At 62.8% G+C, this 18,031-nt stretch carries 20 protein-coding genes; 16 read left to right on the top strand and 4 right to left on the bottom strand.

Annotated elements, in window-relative coordinates; all coding sequences use genetic code 11:
• Nucleotides 1–92 precede the first annotated feature (92 nt).
• The 8 genes from E5P2_RS31110 (at nt 93) to E5P2_RS31075 (ending at nt 7,646) form a co-directional block, all read left to right on the top strand.
• On the top strand, nt 93–1,007 hold the full coding sequence (locus E5P2_RS31110; protein WP_162571039.1) for a hypothetical protein: 915 nt from the start codon (nt 93–95) through the stop codon (nt 1,005–1,007).
• Between the two features lie 26 nt (nt 1,008–1,033).
• Nucleotides 1,034–1,954 carry a protein phosphatase 2C domain-containing protein gene (locus E5P2_RS31105; protein WP_332106004.1) on the top strand — a complete coding sequence of 307 codons (921 nt, stop codon included), beginning with the start codon at nt 1,034–1,036 and terminating at the stop codon, nt 1,952–1,954.
• A complete protein-coding gene (locus tag E5P2_RS31100) occupies nt 1,947–3,674 on the top strand; it encodes a hypothetical protein (RefSeq protein ID WP_162571037.1) in 1,728 nt (575 codons plus the stop codon). The genes E5P2_RS31105 and E5P2_RS31100 overlap by 8 nt, the downstream gene beginning before the upstream one ends.
• 160 nt (nt 3,675–3,834) lie before the next feature.
• Nucleotides 3,835–5,073, top strand: coding sequence for a nicotinate phosphoribosyltransferase (pncB, locus tag E5P2_RS31095; protein WP_162571036.1), 1,239 nt, complete (start codon nt 3,835–3,837; stop codon nt 5,071–5,073).
• An 11-nt stretch (nt 5,074–5,084) separates the two neighbouring features.
• The gene (locus tag E5P2_RS31090) at nt 5,085–5,303 is read left to right on the top strand and encodes a hypothetical protein (protein WP_162571035.1); all 219 of its coding nucleotides are present in this window, start codon (nt 5,085–5,087) and stop codon (nt 5,301–5,303) included.
• 232 nt (nt 5,304–5,535) lie between these two features.
• The gene (locus E5P2_RS31085; RefSeq protein ID WP_232076893.1) at nt 5,536–6,036 is read left to right on the top strand and encodes an alpha-ketoglutarate-dependent dioxygenase AlkB family protein; all 501 of its coding nucleotides are present in this window, start codon (nt 5,536–5,538) and stop codon (nt 6,034–6,036) included.
• A 246-nt stretch (nt 6,037–6,282) separates the two neighbouring features.
• Nucleotides 6,283–6,783 carry a hypothetical protein gene (locus tag E5P2_RS31080; RefSeq protein WP_162571034.1) on the top strand — a complete coding sequence of 167 codons (501 nt, stop codon included), beginning with the start codon at nt 6,283–6,285 and terminating at the stop codon, nt 6,781–6,783.
• Between the two features lie 5 nt (nt 6,784–6,788).
• Nucleotides 6,789–7,646: a hypothetical protein gene (locus E5P2_RS31075; RefSeq protein ID WP_162571033.1), complete on the top strand. Its 858-nt coding sequence runs from the start codon at nt 6,789–6,791 to the stop codon at nt 7,644–7,646.
• 419 nt (nt 7,647–8,065) lie between these two features.
• On the opposite strand, the gene E5P2_RS37950 is transcribed toward E5P2_RS31075, so the two are convergent.
• Nucleotides 8,066–8,296, bottom strand: coding sequence for a hypothetical protein (locus E5P2_RS37950; protein ID WP_162577705.1), 231 nt, complete (start codon nt 8,294–8,296; stop codon nt 8,066–8,068).
• A gap of 214 nt (nt 8,297–8,510) precedes the next feature.
• Between E5P2_RS37950 and E5P2_RS31070 the strand changes: the two genes are divergently transcribed.
• From E5P2_RS31070 to E5P2_RS31035, 8 genes are all read left to right on the top strand, one after another.
• Nucleotides 8,511–9,242 (top strand): nucleotide-binding protein, encoded by a 732-nt coding sequence (locus tag E5P2_RS31070; RefSeq protein WP_162571032.1) that lies wholly within the window; start codon nt 8,511–8,513, stop codon nt 9,240–9,242.
• Nucleotides 9,239–9,790, top strand: coding sequence for a nucleoside triphosphate pyrophosphohydrolase family protein (locus tag E5P2_RS37945; protein ID WP_232076894.1), 552 nt, complete (start codon nt 9,239–9,241; stop codon nt 9,788–9,790). Before E5P2_RS31070 ends, E5P2_RS37945 begins: the two co-directional genes overlap by 4 nt.
• 58 nt (nt 9,791–9,848) lie before the next feature.
• Nucleotides 9,849–10,367: an NADAR family protein gene (locus E5P2_RS31060; protein WP_162571031.1), complete on the top strand. Its 519-nt coding sequence runs from the start codon at nt 9,849–9,851 to the stop codon at nt 10,365–10,367.
• Between the two features lie 135 nt (nt 10,368–10,502).
• Nucleotides 10,503–12,212 (top strand): NAD+ synthase, encoded by a 1,710-nt coding sequence (locus E5P2_RS31055; protein ID WP_162571030.1) that lies wholly within the window; start codon nt 10,503–10,505, stop codon nt 12,210–12,212.
• Entirely contained in the window at nt 12,212–12,730 is a 519-nt protein-coding gene (locus E5P2_RS31050) for a hypothetical protein (protein ID WP_162571029.1), read from the top strand. Before E5P2_RS31055 ends, E5P2_RS31050 begins: the two co-directional genes overlap by 1 nt.
• Before the next feature lie 44 nt (nt 12,731–12,774).
• The gene (locus E5P2_RS31045) at nt 12,775–13,287 is read left to right on the top strand and encodes a hypothetical protein (protein ID WP_162571028.1); all 513 of its coding nucleotides are present in this window, start codon (nt 12,775–12,777) and stop codon (nt 13,285–13,287) included.
• A gap of 124 nt (nt 13,288–13,411) precedes the next feature.
• Nucleotides 13,412–14,023, top strand: a complete 612-nt coding sequence (locus E5P2_RS31040) for a hypothetical protein (protein WP_162571027.1) — start codon at nt 13,412–13,414, stop codon at nt 14,021–14,023.
• A gap of 198 nt (nt 14,024–14,221) precedes the next feature.
• A complete protein-coding gene (locus tag E5P2_RS31035) occupies nt 14,222–15,334 on the top strand; it encodes an NUDIX domain-containing protein (RefSeq protein WP_162571026.1) in 1,113 nt (370 codons plus the stop codon).
• Nucleotides 15,335–16,313: 979 nt separating this feature from the next.
• On the opposite strand, the gene E5P2_RS31030 is transcribed toward E5P2_RS31035, so the two are convergent.
• From E5P2_RS31030 to E5P2_RS31020, 3 genes are all read right to left on the bottom strand, one after another.
• On the bottom strand, nt 16,314–16,661 hold the full coding sequence (locus E5P2_RS31030) for a DUF4145 domain-containing protein (protein ID WP_162571025.1): 348 nt from the start codon (nt 16,659–16,661) through the stop codon (nt 16,314–16,316).
• Nucleotides 16,662–16,750: 89 nt separating this feature from the next.
• Nucleotides 16,751–17,461, bottom strand: a complete 711-nt coding sequence (locus tag E5P2_RS31025) for an HD domain-containing protein (RefSeq protein WP_162571024.1) — start codon at nt 17,459–17,461, stop codon at nt 16,751–16,753.
• A gap of 88 nt (nt 17,462–17,549) precedes the next feature.
• Nucleotides 17,550–17,927, bottom strand: coding sequence for a hypothetical protein (locus E5P2_RS31020; RefSeq protein ID WP_174258344.1), 378 nt, complete (start codon nt 17,925–17,927; stop codon nt 17,550–17,552).
• Between the last annotated feature and the right edge of the window lie 104 nt (nt 17,928–18,031).

The raw sequence follows: 18,031 nt of genomic DNA, 5'->3' as shown, positions 1-18,031 counted from the left end.
GCGCGGCCCTCGCGCGGTTTCTACACGTCCCAGAGCATTTCTATCAACGGGCCCCGAGCCCAAGTACGACGCACTGCGTCAAAGGAACTTCCATGGGACGTGAACTCAAGCGAGTCGCACTGGACTTCAAGTGGCCGCTGGAAAAGGTCTGGAAGGGCTTCCTGAATCCGTTCAGCAAGCATGCCCGACCGTGCCGGCAATGCGGCGGGCGAGGCGAATCGCCGCAGCTCACCGAGCTGCATAACCAGTGGTACGGCTACTCGGCCTTTCGACCGGAGGACAGAGGCAGCAGGCCCTGGACGACCGAAGACGCGCCCATCATCGCGTTCGCGTCGAGGAACCTGGAGAGCGCACCCGGGTTCTACGGTCAAGGGCCCGTCGCACTGAATCGTGAGGCGCAACGGCTGTGCGACCTGTTCAATCAGCAGTGGAGCCACCACCTCAACGACGACGACGTCGCAGCTCTGCTGGAGGCTGACCGCCTCTGGGACTTCACTTCCACGTTCAGCCCCGGCGACGGTTGGGTGAAGAAAGAGCCGGCGGTCGTGCCCACTGCGGCGCAAGTCAACGCGTGGAGCATCGGAGGCATGGGGCACGACAGTATCAACTCCTGGGCTGTTATCAGAGCCGAATGCAAGCGGTTGGGCCACCCGATGTCGTGCAGCGCGTGTGAAGGCGAGTGTCAAATCTGGCGCACCAACCGGCTGAGGAAAAAGGCCGAGAAGTGGACTAAGGTGGAGCCTCCGGCAGGGTTGGGCTACCAGATTTGGGAGCACACCACCGAAGGCAGCCCCATTTCCCCGGTGTTCGCGACTGCCAAGGAACTCGCTGCCTGGATGGTCACGGAGTATCGGCATCGCCGTGATGAAGGCAATTTCACCTCGTGGATGAAGTTCATCGAGGGACCGGGATGGGTGCCGTCGGGGGTCATCGGGGGTGGCAGGCTCTTCCACGGAGCCAACATCGTGCGCGCTTTCGAAGAAGAGCAGGAACCTGCAATCGCGTAGCACAGCGTTAATTCGGGCCGCCAGGGATGAATCAATCCTTGGTGGCCTTTTCCTGCGGTTCGATAGTTGCACCAAGCAACGAACGAAGCTACACTGAGCATCGCAAGCAAAAGGGGTTGAGCATGCACACAGACCATGCCGTGTTGACAGGGAGCAGCCATACCGCAGCGGCGACGGCGTGCCAGGACTATTGCCTTGCGGGCTCGGCCGAAGGAGTCGCATGGGCAGTGGTCGCGGATGGGTGCTCTAGTGGAGGGGCCTCGGACCTCGGCGCCCGTGTCTGGGCGCTTGCCGCACGACGCGTCCTCATTCGCGCTGCGGGGGAGCTGCTGCCCGCCTACGAGCTGCAGCGCCGCGTGCTTGAGAGGGCGGAGCCCCTATTGGCCAACCTCAGCACAGAGGACGGCTTTTCGACGCTCGGCGTACTCCAAAGCGATGGTGCACTTGTGCGCTGCTGCCTGTTCGGGGACGGAGTCGTCATCGCCCGACACAGGGACGGAGGCCTATCCGTCTGGTCGGTCGAATACTCTGCGAATGCCCCGTTCTACCTTCAGTACCTCCGAGACCCTGCCCTGGAGACTGCCTACGACGAGCAATACAGGGACCAGCTGCGGAACTGCGTACGTACCAGGCTCGATGCCAACGGCGGCGTCCTGGGCAGCGACGTTTGTGCTCAGAGCTCGCAGGCGCCGGCTTGGGAGCTCACCCTGGACGTGAAGCGCCAGGACCTGGATGCCGTCTTTGTGTGCAGTGACGGGCTCGGCACGACCAAGGAAGGCCTTGAGGCAACGGCTGCCGCGGTGGCCGCAGTGAAGAACTCCACAGGGGAGTTCGTGCGTAGGCGGGTGGCCAAGCTTGCTCGAGACTGGCTGAAGGCGGGGGGCATGCCGACAGATGACCTCGCGGTCGCCGGCATCTGGCTTGACCGGGAGCCGGGCGATGAGTGAGCGCGTCACCGTCTACCCGGAAGGAGGCCGAAGCCTTGTGTTGACGGGAAACGACCACCTTGCCACCGGTGGCGAAGGTTCGGTCTACGTCAAGGGGGACACGGCGTACAAGGTCTACCTGGAGCCGGCCAAAGCAATCCGGGCGGGCATGGAGCGCAAGGTCGCCGCCCTGGCGGCCATCAAGCACCCCGGCATCGCCGCTCCGCAAGCCATCCTTCGAGACAAGAATGGACTTTTCATTGGGCTGTCGCTGCCGAAGGCGCCCGGAGAAGCCCTTTACAAGGCATTCACGAACAGCTGGAGGGACACCCATCAGTTTGGCCTTACCGAGACGGCGAAGGTTGTAGAGGCCATGCGAGGCATCACCATCGCCGCTCATGACCACCAGGCCTTGATGGTCGACGCCAACGAGATGAACTGGCTCGTCCACGGGTTGCTGCCAACGGCAATCGATGTGGACTCCTGGCAGCTGCCTGGCTTCCCTGCCACGGCAATCATGCCCTCCATCCGCGACTATTCCCAGAACGAGTTTTCCGAAGGCAGTGACTGGTTTGCCTGGGCCGTGGTCACGTTTCAGCTGTGGACCGGCATTCATCCCTACAAGGGTACCCACCCGGACTTCAGTCGCGGGGCGCTCGAGGAGCGTATGCGGTCGCGCGCGTCCCTCTTTGACAGCAAGGTTCGCCTACCGCCCGCAGCGAGGCTCGTGGCGGGCATCCCGCCCGCCTTGCGCGCTTGGTACGAACTCACCTTCGCTACCGGAGAGCGCTCGGAACCGCCGTCAACCTTTGCGAGCACGCTTGCGACACAGACCGCGCCGCGGCTGCGCGTCCGGCAGACGCTCGCAGGCTCCTTGAAGCTGGAGCGCCTTGGCCACGCTGGCGACAAGATTCTGGCCGCCTTCAACGGCTTTGTCGTCGCGCGTGGCCCCTCGGGCCTGGTGCTTTGGGATGCGCTCGCCAAGTCGCCCGTAGCTGATGTCACTGAAGGCGAGCTGCAAGAAGTCCTTCGGCACGAGGCCGCCATCGTCAGGACGGCTGGTTACCGGGTCGTGTTACGGCTCCGGCCAGGGGTGTCGCTTTCCTGTCGCGCGCTCGGCGGGCCGTCGGGCAGCAACCTCCCCTCGACCGCTCTACGAGTCTGGCAGTCCGGGAATCGCGTGTTCGCGCTTGCGCCTGGCGTGTCGAACGGTCTGGTCGAGGTTGACGCCGCTGAGCTGGGCGGGCGCCTGGTGCTGGCTGTGCGCCAGCAATGGCCGGCAGCCATCCTCTCGACATCGTTTTTCCGAGGAGGCTTCGTGCAAGACTGCCTGGGCATGCCTTTCGTGGGGGTGCTTGAAGGGGACGGCGTGCTGCAGGGGCCGGCCGAGGGCCTGAAGGGCTACAAGGTCGCCGAAGGGTTTGGCCTTGACCGGTCGAATGTCTGGCTTACGGCTGTCCGCCGCGTCGACGGTGAGACCGTCCGACTGTCCCTTGCGTTCAAGGCCGGGCGGTGGGCGGTTGAAGAGGTGGTGGTTGTTGCGACGCTGGGGGTTGACGCGGCGGCCAGCTCCTCGGGTGTCGGGGTGCTGCGCGAGGAGGACGCTCTCGTTGTTGCCAAAGGGGCGGCCCGCAAGCAGATTGACAGGAGTGGGTTGGCCGGCGAGCTGCGGCTCTTCTCGCTCGGCGCCGGTATAGGAGCTTTCGAGGACGGCGAGGTGATGAAGCTCAGCTTGAGCTAGTTCGGCAGGATGCATGTAGGCGTCACCTCGATGCACGCACAGCATGGTGAGGAAGAGAACGACAGGCGCGGCCTCGCCTCTTTCGTTAGTTGCGCGGCGCAACGAACGGTGCTATACTGCACGTACACCTTCCCGCGCGGCAATGCCGCCACCTCAAAAAATGACCGCTTTCACCGCAACCCAGGCCTCCGCAAGAGAGCCCTTCGTTCCTGTCATCCGCTCCCTGCTGGAAACCGACCTCTACAAGTTCTCGATGTTGCAGGCGATGCTCCATCGGCACCCTGGTGCACACGCGGAGTATGCGTTTGTCTGTCGAAACAAACCGCAGTTTCCGCTGGCAGAGCTCGAGGCGGAGGTGAACGAGCAGTTGGACGACCTGTGCACCCTGCGCTTCAGTGAAGACGAACTGACCTATCTGCGCGGCCTGCGGTACATCAAATCGGACTTTGTCGACTTCCTTGCGCTGTTCCACTTTCAGCGCAAGTTCATCAAGGTTTCCGTGAGCGGGGATGCCCTGAACATTGTCGCGACGGGACCTCAGGTTCACGTCATGATGTTTGAGATTTTCGTGCTCGCCATCGTCAACGAGCTTTACTTCCGCAATGTCGACCAAGCTCTCGCGCTAGAAGAAGGCCGCGCGCGCCTCGCCGAGAAGATTGCAATGCTCAAGGCCTTCGGCAAGGAGGCGCCACGGCGCTTTCCGTTCGACCTTTCCGATTTCGGCGTGCGCCGACGCTTCTCTGGTGCATGGCAGGACGAGGTGGTCGCCACCCTCGCGCGGGAGGTCCCGGAATACTTCAAGGGCACGTCCAACGTCTACCTGGCGCGCAAGCACGGCCTGGTGCCAATCGGCACGATGGCGCACGAATACCTTCAGTCCTACCAATCGTTTGGCGTGCGCCTGCGCGACTTCCAGAAGGCCGCCCTGGAGGATTGGGTGCAGGAGTACCGCGGTGACCTCGGGATTGCGCTCACGGACGTTGTTGGCATGGACGCGTTCCTGGCGGACTTCGACCTGTACTTCGCAAAACTGTTCGACGGTCTGCGCCACGACTCAGGTGACCCGAAGGTGTGGGGCGAAAAGGCCCTGGCCCACTACGCCAAGCTGCGCGTTGACGCAGGGACCAAGCGTCTGGTGTTCTCGGATGGCCTCGACATCCCGCGTTCGCTCGACCTCTATCGCCACTTTGCCGACCGCGTGCAGGTGGGCTTCGGTGTCGGTACGAACTTGACCAACGACATGGGCGTCCCTGCGCTGAACATCGTCATGAAGCTCATGAGCTGCAATGGTCAGCCTACTGCCAAGCTGTCCGATTCCGCGGGGAAGACGCTGTGCAAGGACGAGACCTTCCTGGCGTACCTCCGGCAGGTTTTCAACCACACGGCGCCCGCCGTCTGAAGGGGCACTGCATGGCGCACATTCTCAACAGGGGCGGTTTCGTCCGGGTTCGAGCGGACCACCCCGACGGTCGTCGGGCGGGCAAGGACGCAATGGTGATGTCCGTCGATGGCGAGGACCTTGGCCTCTACTTTGGCCTGGACCGCGCGAACCGGCCTCAGGACGTGTTCTGTTCCGGTACAGAGGCATGGAAGCTCGCGGAGCTGGACCTGGCCACAGCGGATGCGTAGCAGGCGCGGAGACGGCCTCGAGTAAACCACCTGCCTACACGAGGTTCAACCCTCAAAGGCCCAGGAACAGGCCTGCAACCTACTCTCTCAAATCGCGATTCCTCGACAACTTCGAGCTGGCCGTTCTGCTTGCGTTCGGCGCGGGCATGACGGTCATCGGCTTCGCTGCCACCGCCGTCGCGTAATCGGACCGAAGCCCGCCTCCTGGGGAAAGAGACCGCTGCAAGGACCTATGGACAACTCGTTCTTCTCAGATTTCATCGGCCCGTTCCCTGACGTGCTGTGGGAACCCGCCTTCCTCACTCCCGCACACCATGCGGAGCTGCTTGAGTTCTGCCTGGACGGGATTCAGTGGCAGACCAAGATGGCCAGCTGGGGCGGTCGCCTGGTGGAGTTCCCCCGCCAACTGGCTTGGTTCGGGGACGTGCCCTACGCTTACTCCGGCATCCTTCACCAACCGGTGGCGATGCCCGCCCCCTTGAAAGCCGTCCGTCAGCGCATAGAGGCCTACCTTTGCGACCATGGGGTGCCGACGGACCTGAATAGCGTCCTGCTGAACCGCTATCGAAGCGGGAATGACTCCATCGGCATGCACTCGGACGACGAGACCCAGTTGGGCCCGCAGCCCGTCATCGCCTCAATCTCTCTCGGGGATTCGCGAACCTTCGTCTTCGAGCACAGAAGACCGGCATGCGGCACAAGAACTCGCTCCCAGGGGGCTCGCTCTTGGTGATGAAGGGCGATTGTCAGAACGAATGGCGCCACGGCATCTTCAAGGAGCCTGGCGATTCGAGTCGGGTGAACCTTACGTTTCGCAGAACCTTTCGATAGCCGGAAAGGGCTTTGCCAGCAGGCAGCCGCCCTGCTCCGGTCGCTCGGCTGCTCACCGGTCTCACGCTAAGAGCCTAAAAAGGCTAAGCGACTGCACGCTTACGCTGTTTACCTGGTACATTCGGTTGCAATAGAAGGAGCTTCCAGAATGACCACCGTGACGATGCACCTGCAGAAGAAGCTGAAGTCCATGCGCATCCAAAGCGGCGATGCCCGCCGCGTATTCGACGCCCTACGGTCCTATGAAAACAAGATGGAAACGGTCACGGTTGAGCGGCTCGTCAAGCTGACTAAACTTGGACCCCGACGAATCCGAACGGTACTCAACGCTCTGGAAGGCCTGCAGATGGGCAAACTCGTTCTTGGCCGTCGCGGGATGAGCACGCGCTTCGTCTGGGACGAGGGATTCCGCAAGTTCGCGACCATCCTCCCGGCAGCTCAGCCGAACGAGCCGAAGGATGTCGACCCGGTGGCCGCCCTCATCATGAAGTCCGTGGGCAATGCCACGTCGACCGTGGTACATGAATGGGCCATCCAGCTGGACACGCGCCGTAAGGCGAGGATTCAGTTCCCGGAGACGGTCACCCGGGCAGACCTGGTCAAGATTCAGTCGTTCTGCGAGAAGTACAGCGCCCAGCTGCCGGCCTGACGCCGGTGTCGCGCGCCGCCGCCCCCTTGGTACCCTTGGCCTGTTTGCAGGACGGGGCCGAAATCTTCGTTGCGAGCGGAGGCTATGCGTTCGACCTCCCTGACGGCGAGCGCACCGAAGTCCCGCGGCTTGTTGTGCTGCTCAACCTCGATGCCGGAATGCAGCCAAGTGCCGCTGCGTTGGCTGGGCAATTGCAGGGTGTGACCGAGCACTGGGTGCGAGCGTCTGCCAAGGACCTGTTGCGAACCTTAAGCGAGCTGCTGTCCCAGTTCCGGCCATCAGGCCTGATTGTGGTAGCGCAGCTTCCGGCGCGGAGGATAAAGGAGGCCGAAGCGGTTGACGCCGCAGTGATGGCAATTCGTGCCAGCGGCCGTCATCAACTCGAGCTGGTGCTAGGCGTTGCGAGTGTGCCGTGGGAATGGGCAAGCCTGAAGACGGTGAAGGCGTTCGCGTGCGGGCCGGCAGGCAAGGTCGCTGATGCCGCTAGCGCCGTCTTTAAGGTAGCCTCGACAACGATGGCCGCGTCGGCGCTGCAGGAGCTCGATGGGGCGGCAATGGGTGAGTTCTTTGGGCCCGCGAACGCGCCCAGCAGCGTTGTTTCGGGTGCATGGAATGCAGACGTCGGCTTGGTTTGGCCAGGAGGGGCGACGCCTTGCCTGCAGAGTTCGGCCACGCTCATCGTCCCCTGCTGGTGCGACCCTCGACAGGCTGTTCACTCCGCGGCGTGGCCACGGGACACGGTGACAAGCCTGACTGCTGGGCACTTCACAGCTCGTGAGCCCCGGGAGGCTGTCGCCGTCTGCCGTCCGGTTGATGCTGCCGCCGTCCATCAGGACACGGACGGGTTTCTGGAGAACAAATGACTACAGCACGGAACCTCAATTTGCTGACCCGCGACCAGCGGCCGAGCGCGCCCAACCTATGGCCATCCCGGTCAACGCTGAACTTCACAGATGGCCGTGGCAGACCGCTGCATACGAGCACAAACCGCCGCTTCGACCTCTCTGACGGGTTAATGGCACATTGGCCGCGTGCCAGCCGCATCGTTTATCTGGGCGTGTCGACGAAGTCACCGTCTTGGGTGACTTGGACAGAGGAAGCACTGCGGGAGATTGAGCGGCACATCCGGTATGACCTCGGATTCGACGGCTACGGCGTCACCCTAACGAGGCTCACCCCGCAGAGGCGCCGAGCGCAGCCCTGCTCGACCGAATTTCGCTGGAAATTGCGGATTCGAAACCGCTAGCAGCGGGGCCTCCCGAGCGCGCGCTCGGGGCTGGCGTCAGTTCGCGGCTTCTGCCAGCGCCTTGCAAGACGGGGCGCAGACGAAGTGTGTCCGGCCCAGCAGCTGCTTGGATTGCAGCAGTGAGCGGTTGCGGTGAGTGCCGCACTTGAAGCACGACATGGTCGAACTTCCGAAGTTGCCGCCCACTGCAAAGGGCGAGCCGGGGGTTTTGTTGCGGTAGCGAAGCCCGCCGGAGTCGATGGAGGTCTGGGGTGCTGCTTTGGACATGGAGCTCTGTAGGTTCCGTCGATGTCCCAGCGCAGGGGAGTGACGGTTTCGAGAAGTGCGGATTTTAACCGAGGCCCAGTCGACGAGCGTAACGAAGGGGTAACGGGTAGTAGCGTCTCGGCTTAGGCCCCACCCCCCGGCTAAAACGTTCCCCTAAACGAGGAAGTGCTGTGGCCCATCAGAGGCCGTGGCGTCAACTTCCTCCGGAGAGCGCATGTACCCAATCGTGATGGTCGCAAATTTCAGCGGCAACGTCGGAAAAACAACTTTGACGCGCAACTTGCTTGTGCCACGGCTCAAGGACGTGCGGGTCTTTGCTGTGGAAGACGTCAACGCTGGATACAACCAGGGGGAGGCCGTGCAGCTCTCCGCCGAGCAGACGAGCGCAATCCTCGAGCAAGCCATCGAAGCGGCCATGTCCGCACCCGTCATCGTCGACGTGGGCGCTTCGAACGTGTCGAACTTCTTTGCTGCTCTGTCGAGCTACGACGGCATGCACGAGTTCATCGGCAAGGTGCTGGTGCCCACCGAGCCTTCGGAGAAGGTCCAGACGGACACCATCAGCACCCTGCACTTCCTTATCGAGAAACTTGGCTTCGACGAGGGGAAAATCATGCTGGTGCTGAACAAGGTGCCGCCGCGTCGCGGCTCAGAAGTGGTGTTCGGCAAGCTGGTCGAGGAGGCAGCCAACCTCGGCGTGATGGCATACGGCGAAATTCCGGAGAGCGACACGTTTCAGCTGGCCGCGTCGCTGGGCAAGACCATCGAGGAACTGGCCGCAATGGACCCGAAGCAGCTCCTGGCCGACTCGAAGGCGCTGGCGGCAGACGGCGGCGACCCGAAGGCCGGCGTGCGCAACGTGCTGGCGGCCGCGAGCGCCAAGAAGCTCAAGACGCAGCTGGACCTAATCTTCAGCAACCTCGGCATCGAGGCAGTCGACGCATGAGCGCGGCCCGGCAGTTCGCCGCTGCTCGTACGGTACTGGGCTCCATCGCCATCTGCGTGCTCCTGGTGCGTAGCGCGGCCTATCTGGGCGCTGAGCTCGAGCTGTGGATGGAGCATCTTGCAGTCATCGTGGGCTTGCTCTTCGGCCTTTGGGTGGTCAAAAGCTCGCGCGCTGCAGAACCGGCCCCGGCGCCGCCCCTGCCTGCTGAAGCGAAGCCGTGCACCGACATCGACGAGTACGCACAGTTCACCGTCGACCTCTGGATGAGCGGTGATGGCGACAAGCTGGACCTGCGCCAGCACACCGTCATGTCGCTCGGCCTGTCGGGTGAGACCGGTGAGGTCATGGAGCTGCTTAAAAAGTGGCTTCGCGACGGCAAGCTCGACCGCGCTCACTTGCGCAAGGAGCTGGGTGACGTGGCCTATTACTGGGCGCGGCTCTGCCGGGCGCATGGCTTCACGCCGTCCGAAGTGCTGGGAGAGAACCAGCACAAGATTCTCGGCCGCAAGGCGCGCGGAACGATGCACGGTAGTGGCGAAGACCGCTGAGGTCCTATAGGTCGCTGTCCTGTCGCTAGACCGGATAGGAAACCAACAGGACATCACAATGAAGCTTCTTCGCACCGAAATCGTCACCTTTTGGGGCGCGCAAAGCCCCCTTTCGAACTGGAACATAGGAAAGTTCACCAGCCGCGGCATCGACTTCAACTGCTCCGAGCAGCTGATGATGTACCGGAAGGCCGAACTGTTCGGGGATGCCACCAGCATGGCAGCCATCCTGGTAGAGCCGGACCCGCGCGAACAAAAGGCCTTGGGCCGGGCCGTGTCAGGCTTTGTCAAGCCGATTTGGGACGCCGCAAGCGAAGCGGTGCTTTTCGAGGGGCTCTTCGACAAGTTCACGCAGGTCGCGTCTGCGCATGGCGTGCTCATGGCGAGCGAGGAGAAGCTCATCATCGAAGCGAGCCCGACCGACCGGCTGTACGGCGTGGGTCTTGCGGCCTATGACCCCCGCATTCTTGACACCGAGACCTGGCGCGGCGCGAATCGCCTGGGATACCTCCTGATGCGTGTTCGCTCCGCCATCCGTTCGGCTCAGCGCGCAGCGCCGGCACCGACGCTCTTCTAGGCACCACCCGTCCGAAACTTCGAATCACCCACCGCATTTGCGGTGGGTTTTCTATAGCCGCCGTTAGTTGCACCGTGCAACGAACGATGCTATACTGTGCATGTTTCCCAGACAACACAGCTGCATAAAACCACAATGATTCGCATCACCTCCGCTCAGCTCAACCTCACCGTCGGCGACATCTTCGGCAACGTTGCCAAGATGGCCGAGGCGGCGGCTCAGGCCGCGGCCGCCAGTTCCGACCTGGTCGTCTTTCCGGAGCTCGCGCTTACCGGCTACTACCCCGGAGACCTGCTGGACGAGCCCGAGTTCCTGGACCGGGTCGAACTCGGCTTCGCCCAGTTGTTGACCGCGTCGAAGGCGCATCCGGAGCTCACCTGGGTATTCGGCCTTCCGCGCCGGCGCAGCGGCCCGGGGAAACAGCTGCACAACGCGCTTTCTGTCATCCGTGACGGCAAGGAATGCGGGATGTACGCTAAACAACTCTTGCCGACTTACGGTGTCTTCGACGAACGTCGCCATTTTGAGCCGGGCCCGGACCGTTCCTGCGTGGTCAACGTGCAAGGCACGAGAGTTGGCCTGCTCATCTGCGAGGACGGCTGGAACAACGATGGCTCCGACTACATCGTCAACCCTTTCAACCGCCTCCGTGATGCAGCACCGAACCTTATTGTTTCGCTGAACGCGAGCCCCTGCGACATCGGGAAACGTGAGGTGCGCCACCGCGTGTTCGGCCAGGCGAGCGCGGTGAACCAGCTCCCAATCTTCTACGTCAATCACATCGGCGGGCACGACCAACTGGTCTACGACGGCGGCTCGTTTGCTGTCGTCCCGACCCGCGAGGGATACACAGTGCAATACGAGGCGGCGCGTTTCATGGAAGAGGTGCGCACGCTGGGGTTCGACAACGGGCGCTTCTTCGCAACCGATGACAAGGAACTACCGGTCGTGTCCGTCGAAGGCCTGCCCACGATGGAGTTTTACCGCCAGCAAATCGTCCTGGGCTTGCGTGACTACGCTCGCCGTTGCGGGTTCAAACAAGTCGTGGTCGGCTCGTCGGGCGGCATTGACAGCGCGCTAACGCTCGCCCTGGCCGTTGAAGCACTCGGGCCAGAGAACGTGTCGGCCATCACGATGCCGTCAAAGTTCTCCAGTACGGGCTCTGTCAGCGACTCTGAGACGCTTTGCCGAAACTTGGGAATCCCACTGCTCACACACGCTATCAAGGACGTCGTCAGCGCCTTCGGCGCGGGCTTCGAGGCAGCCTTCGGGCAGCCGCTGAAGGGGCTTCCCCTGGAGAACCTCCAGGCCCGCGCCCGCGGGACCATCCTGATGGAGTACTCGAACGCGTTCGGTCACTTGCTGCTGACCACCGGCAACAAGAGCGAAATCTCGGTCGGCTACTGCACGCTTTATGGCGACACGAATGGCGGCCTCGGCCTCATCGGGGACCTCTACAAGACCGAGGTGTTCGAGCTGTGCCGCCACATCAACGCGACGGCCGAGCGCGAAATCATCCCTGTGGCCATCATCGAAAAGCCCCCGTCGGCGGAACTGGCGCCCGACCAGAAGGACACCGACAGCCTGCCCCCCTACGAAGTGCTGGACGACGTGCTTCGCATGCTCATCGAGGGCGGCCGCCTGGCTTCTGACGAAAAGGCCAACGCAATCCGCCGCGTCAGCGATTTGATGGAAACCGAGGAAGGCCGCGCGCTGGTTCTGCGGGTGCGAACGATGATTGCACGGAACGAATACAAGCGTCGTCAGGCACCTCCCATCATCCGTGTCCGGGCGCGCGCGTTCGGTAGCGGCCGTCAGATGCCCATTGCCGCCAAGGTGGTCTGATGCCCGACGCACCCAAAAAAGACTACAACGACCCTCAAAGCCACGGCTACTTGGCCGACCTGCTCGAAAGCCCGGGGAAGCTGGGCCTGGCGGACCATGTGGTGAAGTCATTCAGCGCCGGCCTTGACGGGCTGCTCGAGCTGCCGGTCGGCGAGGGCCGCAAGGCGGCTCTGTTTGCCTTCAACAGCGGCGTGAGCGCCGCCATACGCCGAGCTGAGCTCTACGGCGAGAACGTGCGCCTGAAGGAGCAGCTTAAGCTCGAGCGTCCGGAGCTCAGCGAGCTCAATGAACTCGCCAGGCAAGCCCGGGGCCAGATGGCGACTGTGGAGCGCAAGTTCAGGGAGGCCGCGAAGCTGGAGGAGGCGAAAGGCGTGGATATCTGGAAGACAAGCTGGTGCTGGTTCGAGCACGAGTTGGCCGTATCCGCGAATTACGTGAACCACATCTTTGGGCGGTTCGAGTCGAGCTTGGCCAGCCCCGCCGCTCCTGACTCGCCTTCTGACGCGCCCGCGTCCTGACCCCGCGGTTTTGCCTGCCCTGCTCCGCTGCCTTAAGGACCACGATGACTTCACAGAAGAACTACAACGACCCCCTCAGCCACCACTACCTCAGGGGCCTGCTCGAGTCGAACAGCGCAGACGGCTTGGCAGGCTCCGCCCTGGACATCTACAGGAAAGGCCTTGACGCCGTCCTGCAGCTTCCGGAGGGAGAGCACCGGGAAAATGGACTGCGCGCCTTGAACGCGGGGCTGGCGGCCGCCGCGAGAAGCAATACGGCTTGGAATCAGAACCGTGACTTGAAGGTTCAACTTGCCACGGAGCAGCCCGCTCTTTCGGAGTTCAACCAGGTGGCTGCCGGCATCCGCTACAGCCTAACGGAATTGCTCAAGAAGTTTCGGGCTGTCTACGGTCAGGAGGTGGCCAGAGGCGTCGACATGAGCAAGACGGCGTGGCCCTGGTTCGAGCACGAGCTCATCGTGACGGAAGGCGGCGCCGAGTACCGGATGCGCAGACTTCAGAAGCTGATTGACGCCGGCGAGCTGCCTCAAACGGTGCTTGAGACCCTTCCCCGTTGACCGCCGTTGGCGCAACGGTGCTGTAACGGCCGGGGCCGGTAGTTGCGCCAAAATTGCTACACGCCGCACAGACCTCAAATCCGGGCCCGCCGTTTCGCGCGCTCCACCAAACAAAAGGACATTCATGACACAGCTTGACGCCAACCTCCGATACAGCCTCATCGGGTTGAGCCAGAAGCAAAGCCACGTACTGGCTGATGCACTCGAGCTCGTGGGGCGACTGGGCATGGGCCAGCTCGAATACCTGATGGAGTTCGTCCGCTACGGCGGCATAACGAGCCAGAAGGGCGAGCCCTTGGCCAACGGCGCGCTGCTCGAGGGCGACAAGCTGGTCGAACAGCTTAAGGCCGTACTGACGGGCTACACCCTCGGAGGCTCCAAGTCCATCGGCAGCGAATCCACCCCTACGGATGCGAAGATTGCGTTCGAGCTTTACAAGGCCATTCGCCATCGCCTTTCCTGGGTGCACACACCCGAGGGCGGACACGGCGTGCATTTCACGGACCCCTATCTGCTGAAGCACACGGCGGAGCCTAAGGTGGCCCTTGTTCCCGAAGGCCCCGCGGCGTCGTCGCTTGACCAACTGCCCCCAGGTTGTTTTGTTGGCGAACGCGACGGTCGCTGGACAGTGGTGCAGCCAACCGACTCGACGTGGGCCGTCATTGCCGAGGCACGAGATGCCGCAACCGCGGTGGCCAATGCGCGGATAAAGCTTGGGCTGACCGACGGCATCTGACCTCCACTTTCATTTTAGGACGCCCCAATCACGGGGCGTTTTTTTATGGCGCTTGGTTGCAGCAACTGGGCGCCGTTTGGTGAAGAAGAAAAGAGGAAACGGCTCTCAAACGACATTGCTTTCGTTAGTTGCGCAGTGCAACGAACGATGCTATACTAAAGGCCTGCGCAGGCCTTGCGCTTTTTCACACCATAAAGCATGACTTCCCCGCTCCCACCGTCTTCCTTCGACCTCGCTGTCTATATCGGCCGCTTCCAGGGCATGCACCTCGGCCACCAGGCCCTCATCCTCGACGCACTGGCGCTCGCACCGCAGGTTGCCATCGTCCTGGGCTCCGCCTTCCAGGCGCGCAGCCCCAAGAATCCCTTCACCTGGCAGGAGCGCGCCGACATGATTCGGCTGGCGCTGCCCGAATCGGACCGCGAGCGCGTGTTCTTCGTGCCGGTCCGGGACTACTACGAGGACGCTGACTGGGTTGCTGCAGTGCGTGCCGGTGTCGCCGAGGTGGTGCCCGCTGCCCGCAAGGTCGCGCTGGTCGGACACTTCAAAGACCACACGAGCTATTACCTGAACCGATTCCCTGGGTGGGCGCTTCAAGAGCGTCCCCGATTCTCGGACCTGGACGCAACAGCGATTCGCAGTGTCCTGTTCGACACCCCTGGCCAGCCGCGCGAAGCAATTTTCATGTTGCTCAAGCCAATGGTCCCCGCGGGCGTCTACGACTACCTGACGGCCTGGTGGTCGCTGCCCTGTCGGTCGACCCTCGCATGGGAGGCTGAGTGGCTGCGTGGTTACAAGGCAAAGTGGGGGCATATCAAGTCTTCCAACGCCGGCGACGCGGTGGTCATCTGCGGTGGGCATGTCCTGCTCATCCAGCGAGGTGAAGGCGCGGGCAAGGGGCTCTACGCCGTGCCCGGTGGCTTCATGGAGGATGGCGACCGCTTCTATGAGACAGCGGTGCGGGAGCTTGCGGAGGAGACCGGGCTCGCCTTCCTGGATACCACGCTGCTGGACGCGCTCGAGGACTCGGCCGTCTTCGACCACCCAGGTCGCAGCCCGCGCGGCCGCATCATTTCTCAGGCCTTCAAGTTCAATCTCGGAAACCTGCGACTCCCGGAGGTCAACGCGCAGTTCGACCCTGATGGAGGTGCCAAGAAGGCGCGATGGGTGCGAATCTCTGACCTGGCACGCATGGAAGACCAGTTCTTCGAAGACCACTTTCACATCCTTGACCACTTCCTGCGCATTACGTCGCGACCGCTCGGCGTTGGTCAAAAGAGTGCATCCCGACAGAAACTGTCGATTGCCTAACGCCCTCCCCGGCCGGGAGGGTTGGCAGCGCATGGAAAAGCGGAGCATGTGCTCCGCTTTCGGTATTTGTGAAGGCGACGGTGTTCAGGCCCTTGGTGTCACAGAGGAACCGCTGACCAACCGTGCCAAGGGACCTCCCGGCGAGCCTGGAGCCGGGAGCCAACTCAGACCATACTTCTTGCGGTCCGGGATGGAGAGCGTACGGACAGGCTGTTGGAAGGCTGTGTTGCGTGAGGCCTTTGGGCCGCCCGCCGGCGGTCCCGGCGGCGATGTCCGGGGCCGGGCCTCTGCGCGACGCCGGTCGTCCGCATCGCTCCAGTTGACCGCGAAGGCCATCAAGGTCGCGATGACCGCGAGCACGAGCAGGCACTCGAAGGCGTTCCACGCTGCTTTGCCTCTCGGGTTCGGCTTGAGCACGTCCGGTGGCGTCCAACTGCTCGAAGTCTCGCGTTTCACGCTCGGACTCCACTCGCCAGGGCGGCTAGCGGCATACGATTCGCGCGTTGCCTTTACCGCGCTCGTGGTAGGCGTCGCGGGGCTGCCCATGCCTGAAGCGGAAACCCCCGCGCTGAAGCCTTGGTATGTCGGCGGGCTTCCACCTTCGGGCTGCGCTTGCCGCCATTCAACCGTCGAGAGCACGTCGGGCGGCGCTGGGGAAGCGGCGGCTGGAAGCGGCGCGCCCGGCTCAGGTGAACTGGCTAGCGCGGGGTCCGGTAAAGCGCATGCCTGCCCGCTTTGGCTGGCTTCCTGAACGGCGGCGTCGACCAGCTTGTCCGGGACGTCACAGAGCTTGTGCTCAATTTTCTGAAGTTCCCGGTTGAAGACCAGGCACTGCTCTTTGGCAGCTAGGGCACTTGTGGATAGCTGCATCGCGGTGAGCGCGATGGCAGCAAGGAGCGCCTTTCGTTGTGTTTGCATGGGGTGCTAATGATTGGTATATAAAACGTCTAGCAACCTCGTGCATAAAATTGGCTCGCGCTTAATAAAAACCGCGGGAAAATCCCCAGATTCCGGCCAAAAACAGCCCAAGCACCACAACTGCACGAGCCTTCGCCAGGAGGCCGGTGCCCGCCGAGCCCAACGCGCGCTGCAGTCGCCGCGACTCCTTGGCGAAATCGCGGCGGCTTCCGAGCCGAAAACCGTCGTCGTGCAGGACCTTGTTCCTCATGGTGGCAATCCAGCGCAGGCCCGGTTCGGTGTTTGGAGGCAATCGGTGGCGCGCGGCAGTCGTGAGCGCGTGAAGCCCCTTTCCTCGGGCACCATAGCGTGTGGCCAGCAGTTTTTCCAGCCGGCGGGACCAGGTGATGACAAGCTCGATGTCGGACATGCAGCGCAGAAGTAGTTCTCGCGTCTAGGTATCGAGCATAAAAAAAAACGCCCCTGGATGTGAGGGGCGCTTGGGAGAATTACCGCAGGCTATGCGGCCAGGACAGCCCTACGGGCTTCCGCCAGGGCAGTGAGGCGCGTTCTGTGAACGGCGACGCCGGCGGGCGTGTCAATGGTCTCGTAGGGAGGGATGGGGTTCTCAAGCAGGAAGCGGAACGCCTCGCGCAGGAAGATTCCCTGCCGATAGTCGCGATGCAGCTGCCCGGCCCGGCCTCGCTTGTCAGCCTCGACGGCTATCAGGAAAGGCTCGAGCAACTCGGGCTGGGCAACGAGCGGAAGCCGCTCGAACAGCCGAATCACGCCCCGTGGGTTCATCTCAAACGCGCGGTGCACGTTGAGATGATGCTCGCAGACGAGCAACGCCAGGGTCTTCCAGTCGTTCGGGACGCCGAGCCTGTCGCTCACCTCAGCGACCGGAGCGAGGCCGGCGTGCTCGTGGTTGATGTGCTGGGGCAGCTCGCCCTGTGGCGTCAGCGCCTTGCCCAGGTCATGGACGAGAGCGGCGTAGCGCACCTTGGGGTCTGAGGACAGCATCGCTGCGGCCTCCAGGGTCAGCTCGATGTGCCTTCCTGTGTCGATTTCGGGGTGGTGCTCCGGGCTTTGCGGGATGCCGTAAAGCGCGTCGACCTCTGGCAGGAATCGTCTGAGCTCACCGCTCGCGCGAAGACGAGCCAACTCCTCATGAGGGGCTGGGGCAGTTAGCCAGGCGAGCTCGGCGGGGATGTCAAAGTGAATCGTCATGCAATTTCCTTGGGGTTCTATTGCCCGTCTAGACACGAACGGCCCGCAGCCCCCAAAAAAGAGCCTACCAGGTTGGTAGGCTCTTGAATCAGGCAGCGAGCTGCATGTTCGGTTCGTTCGAGGCGTGGGTGCCGCGCAGCTGGACCGGGACGGGCCGGCCATTCGCTTCGCGGAGGCCAACGCGCAGGGTGTCCACCGCGTCCTGCTGGTCCAGCCCTTGGGCGCGCAGGCCATCGATGGTCTGCTTGTAGAGTTCCTTGCCAAGGTACAGCCCCGAGGCCGATGGTGCAGACTTACTCGCAGCAGCCTTCTTCGGCGTTGCCCGCTTGGCGGGAGCCTTCTTGACAGCAGGCTTTTTGGCCGCAGGAGCCTTCTTCGTGGCCGGCTTTTTTGCCGTGCCAGTCGCCGCAGCGGCCTTGCTGGATGCGGTCCTCTTTTTGGCCTTGGCCGTGGTCTTCTTGGTCATGGTGATGGTGTCCTGTCCTTCTGGTGAGCCCCGTATCGGAGGGGTAACGACATGTCTAGCAACCGGGACACGCCCTGCTAAAAGAAAAAGCCCGCCGAAGCGGG

This window comes from Variovorax sp. SRS16 (assembly GCF_901827165.1).
GTDB lineage: Bacteria > Pseudomonadota > Gammaproteobacteria > Burkholderiales > Burkholderiaceae_C > Variovorax.
Note: the sequence above shows the minus strand (reverse complement) of the source record. Positions and strands in the feature narration are given on the sequence as shown.

What these genes read in the sequence shown, in the direction of transcription:
- E5P2_RS31080 (WP_162571034.1), top strand. Translation starts at nt 6,283, where the DNA reads ATGACCACCGTGACGATGCACCTGCAGAAGAAGCTGAAGTCCATGCGC.
- E5P2_RS31030 (WP_162571025.1), bottom strand. Translation starts at nt 16,661, where the DNA reads ATGTCCGACATCGAGCTTGTCATCACCTGGTCCCGCCGGCTGGAAAAA.
- E5P2_RS31020 (WP_174258344.1), bottom strand. Translation starts at nt 17,927, where the DNA reads ATGACCAAGAAGACCACGGCCAAGGCCAAAAAGAGGACCGCATCCAGC.
- pncB (WP_162571036.1), top strand. Translation starts at nt 3,835, where the DNA reads ATGACCGCTTTCACCGCAACCCAGGCCTCCGCAAGAGAGCCCTTCGTT.
- E5P2_RS31105 (WP_332106004.1), top strand. Translation starts at nt 1,034, where the DNA reads ATGAATCAATCCTTGGTGGCCTTTTCCTGCGGTTCGATAGTTGCACCA.
- E5P2_RS31110 (WP_162571039.1), top strand. Translation starts at nt 93, where the DNA reads ATGGGACGTGAACTCAAGCGAGTCGCACTGGACTTCAAGTGGCCGCTG.
- E5P2_RS37950 (WP_162577705.1), bottom strand. Translation starts at nt 8,296, where the DNA reads ATGTCCAAAGCAGCACCCCAGACCTCCATCGACTCCGGCGGGCTTCGC.
- E5P2_RS31090 (WP_162571035.1), top strand. Translation starts at nt 5,085, where the DNA reads ATGGCGCACATTCTCAACAGGGGCGGTTTCGTCCGGGTTCGAGCGGAC.
- E5P2_RS37945 (WP_232076894.1), top strand. Translation starts at nt 9,239, where the DNA reads ATGAGCGCGGCCCGGCAGTTCGCCGCTGCTCGTACGGTACTGGGCTCC.
- E5P2_RS31035 (WP_162571026.1), top strand. Translation starts at nt 14,222, where the DNA reads ATGACTTCCCCGCTCCCACCGTCTTCCTTCGACCTCGCTGTCTATATC.
- E5P2_RS31025 (WP_162571024.1), bottom strand. Translation starts at nt 17,461, where the DNA reads ATGACGATTCACTTTGACATCCCCGCCGAGCTCGCCTGGCTAACTGCC.
- E5P2_RS31040 (WP_162571027.1), top strand. Translation starts at nt 13,412, where the DNA reads ATGACACAGCTTGACGCCAACCTCCGATACAGCCTCATCGGGTTGAGC.
- E5P2_RS31060 (WP_162571031.1), top strand. Translation starts at nt 9,849, where the DNA reads ATGAAGCTTCTTCGCACCGAAATCGTCACCTTTTGGGGCGCGCAAAGC.
- E5P2_RS31070 (WP_162571032.1), top strand. Translation starts at nt 8,511, where the DNA reads ATGTACCCAATCGTGATGGTCGCAAATTTCAGCGGCAACGTCGGAAAA.
- E5P2_RS31050 (WP_162571029.1), top strand. Translation starts at nt 12,212, where the DNA reads ATGCCCGACGCACCCAAAAAAGACTACAACGACCCTCAAAGCCACGGC.
- E5P2_RS31045 (WP_162571028.1), top strand. Translation starts at nt 12,775, where the DNA reads ATGACTTCACAGAAGAACTACAACGACCCCCTCAGCCACCACTACCTC.
- E5P2_RS31100 (WP_162571037.1), top strand. Translation starts at nt 1,947, where the DNA reads ATGAGTGAGCGCGTCACCGTCTACCCGGAAGGAGGCCGAAGCCTTGTG.
- E5P2_RS31085 (WP_232076893.1), top strand. Translation starts at nt 5,536, where the DNA reads ATGGACAACTCGTTCTTCTCAGATTTCATCGGCCCGTTCCCTGACGTG.
- E5P2_RS31055 (WP_162571030.1), top strand. Translation starts at nt 10,503, where the DNA reads ATGATTCGCATCACCTCCGCTCAGCTCAACCTCACCGTCGGCGACATC.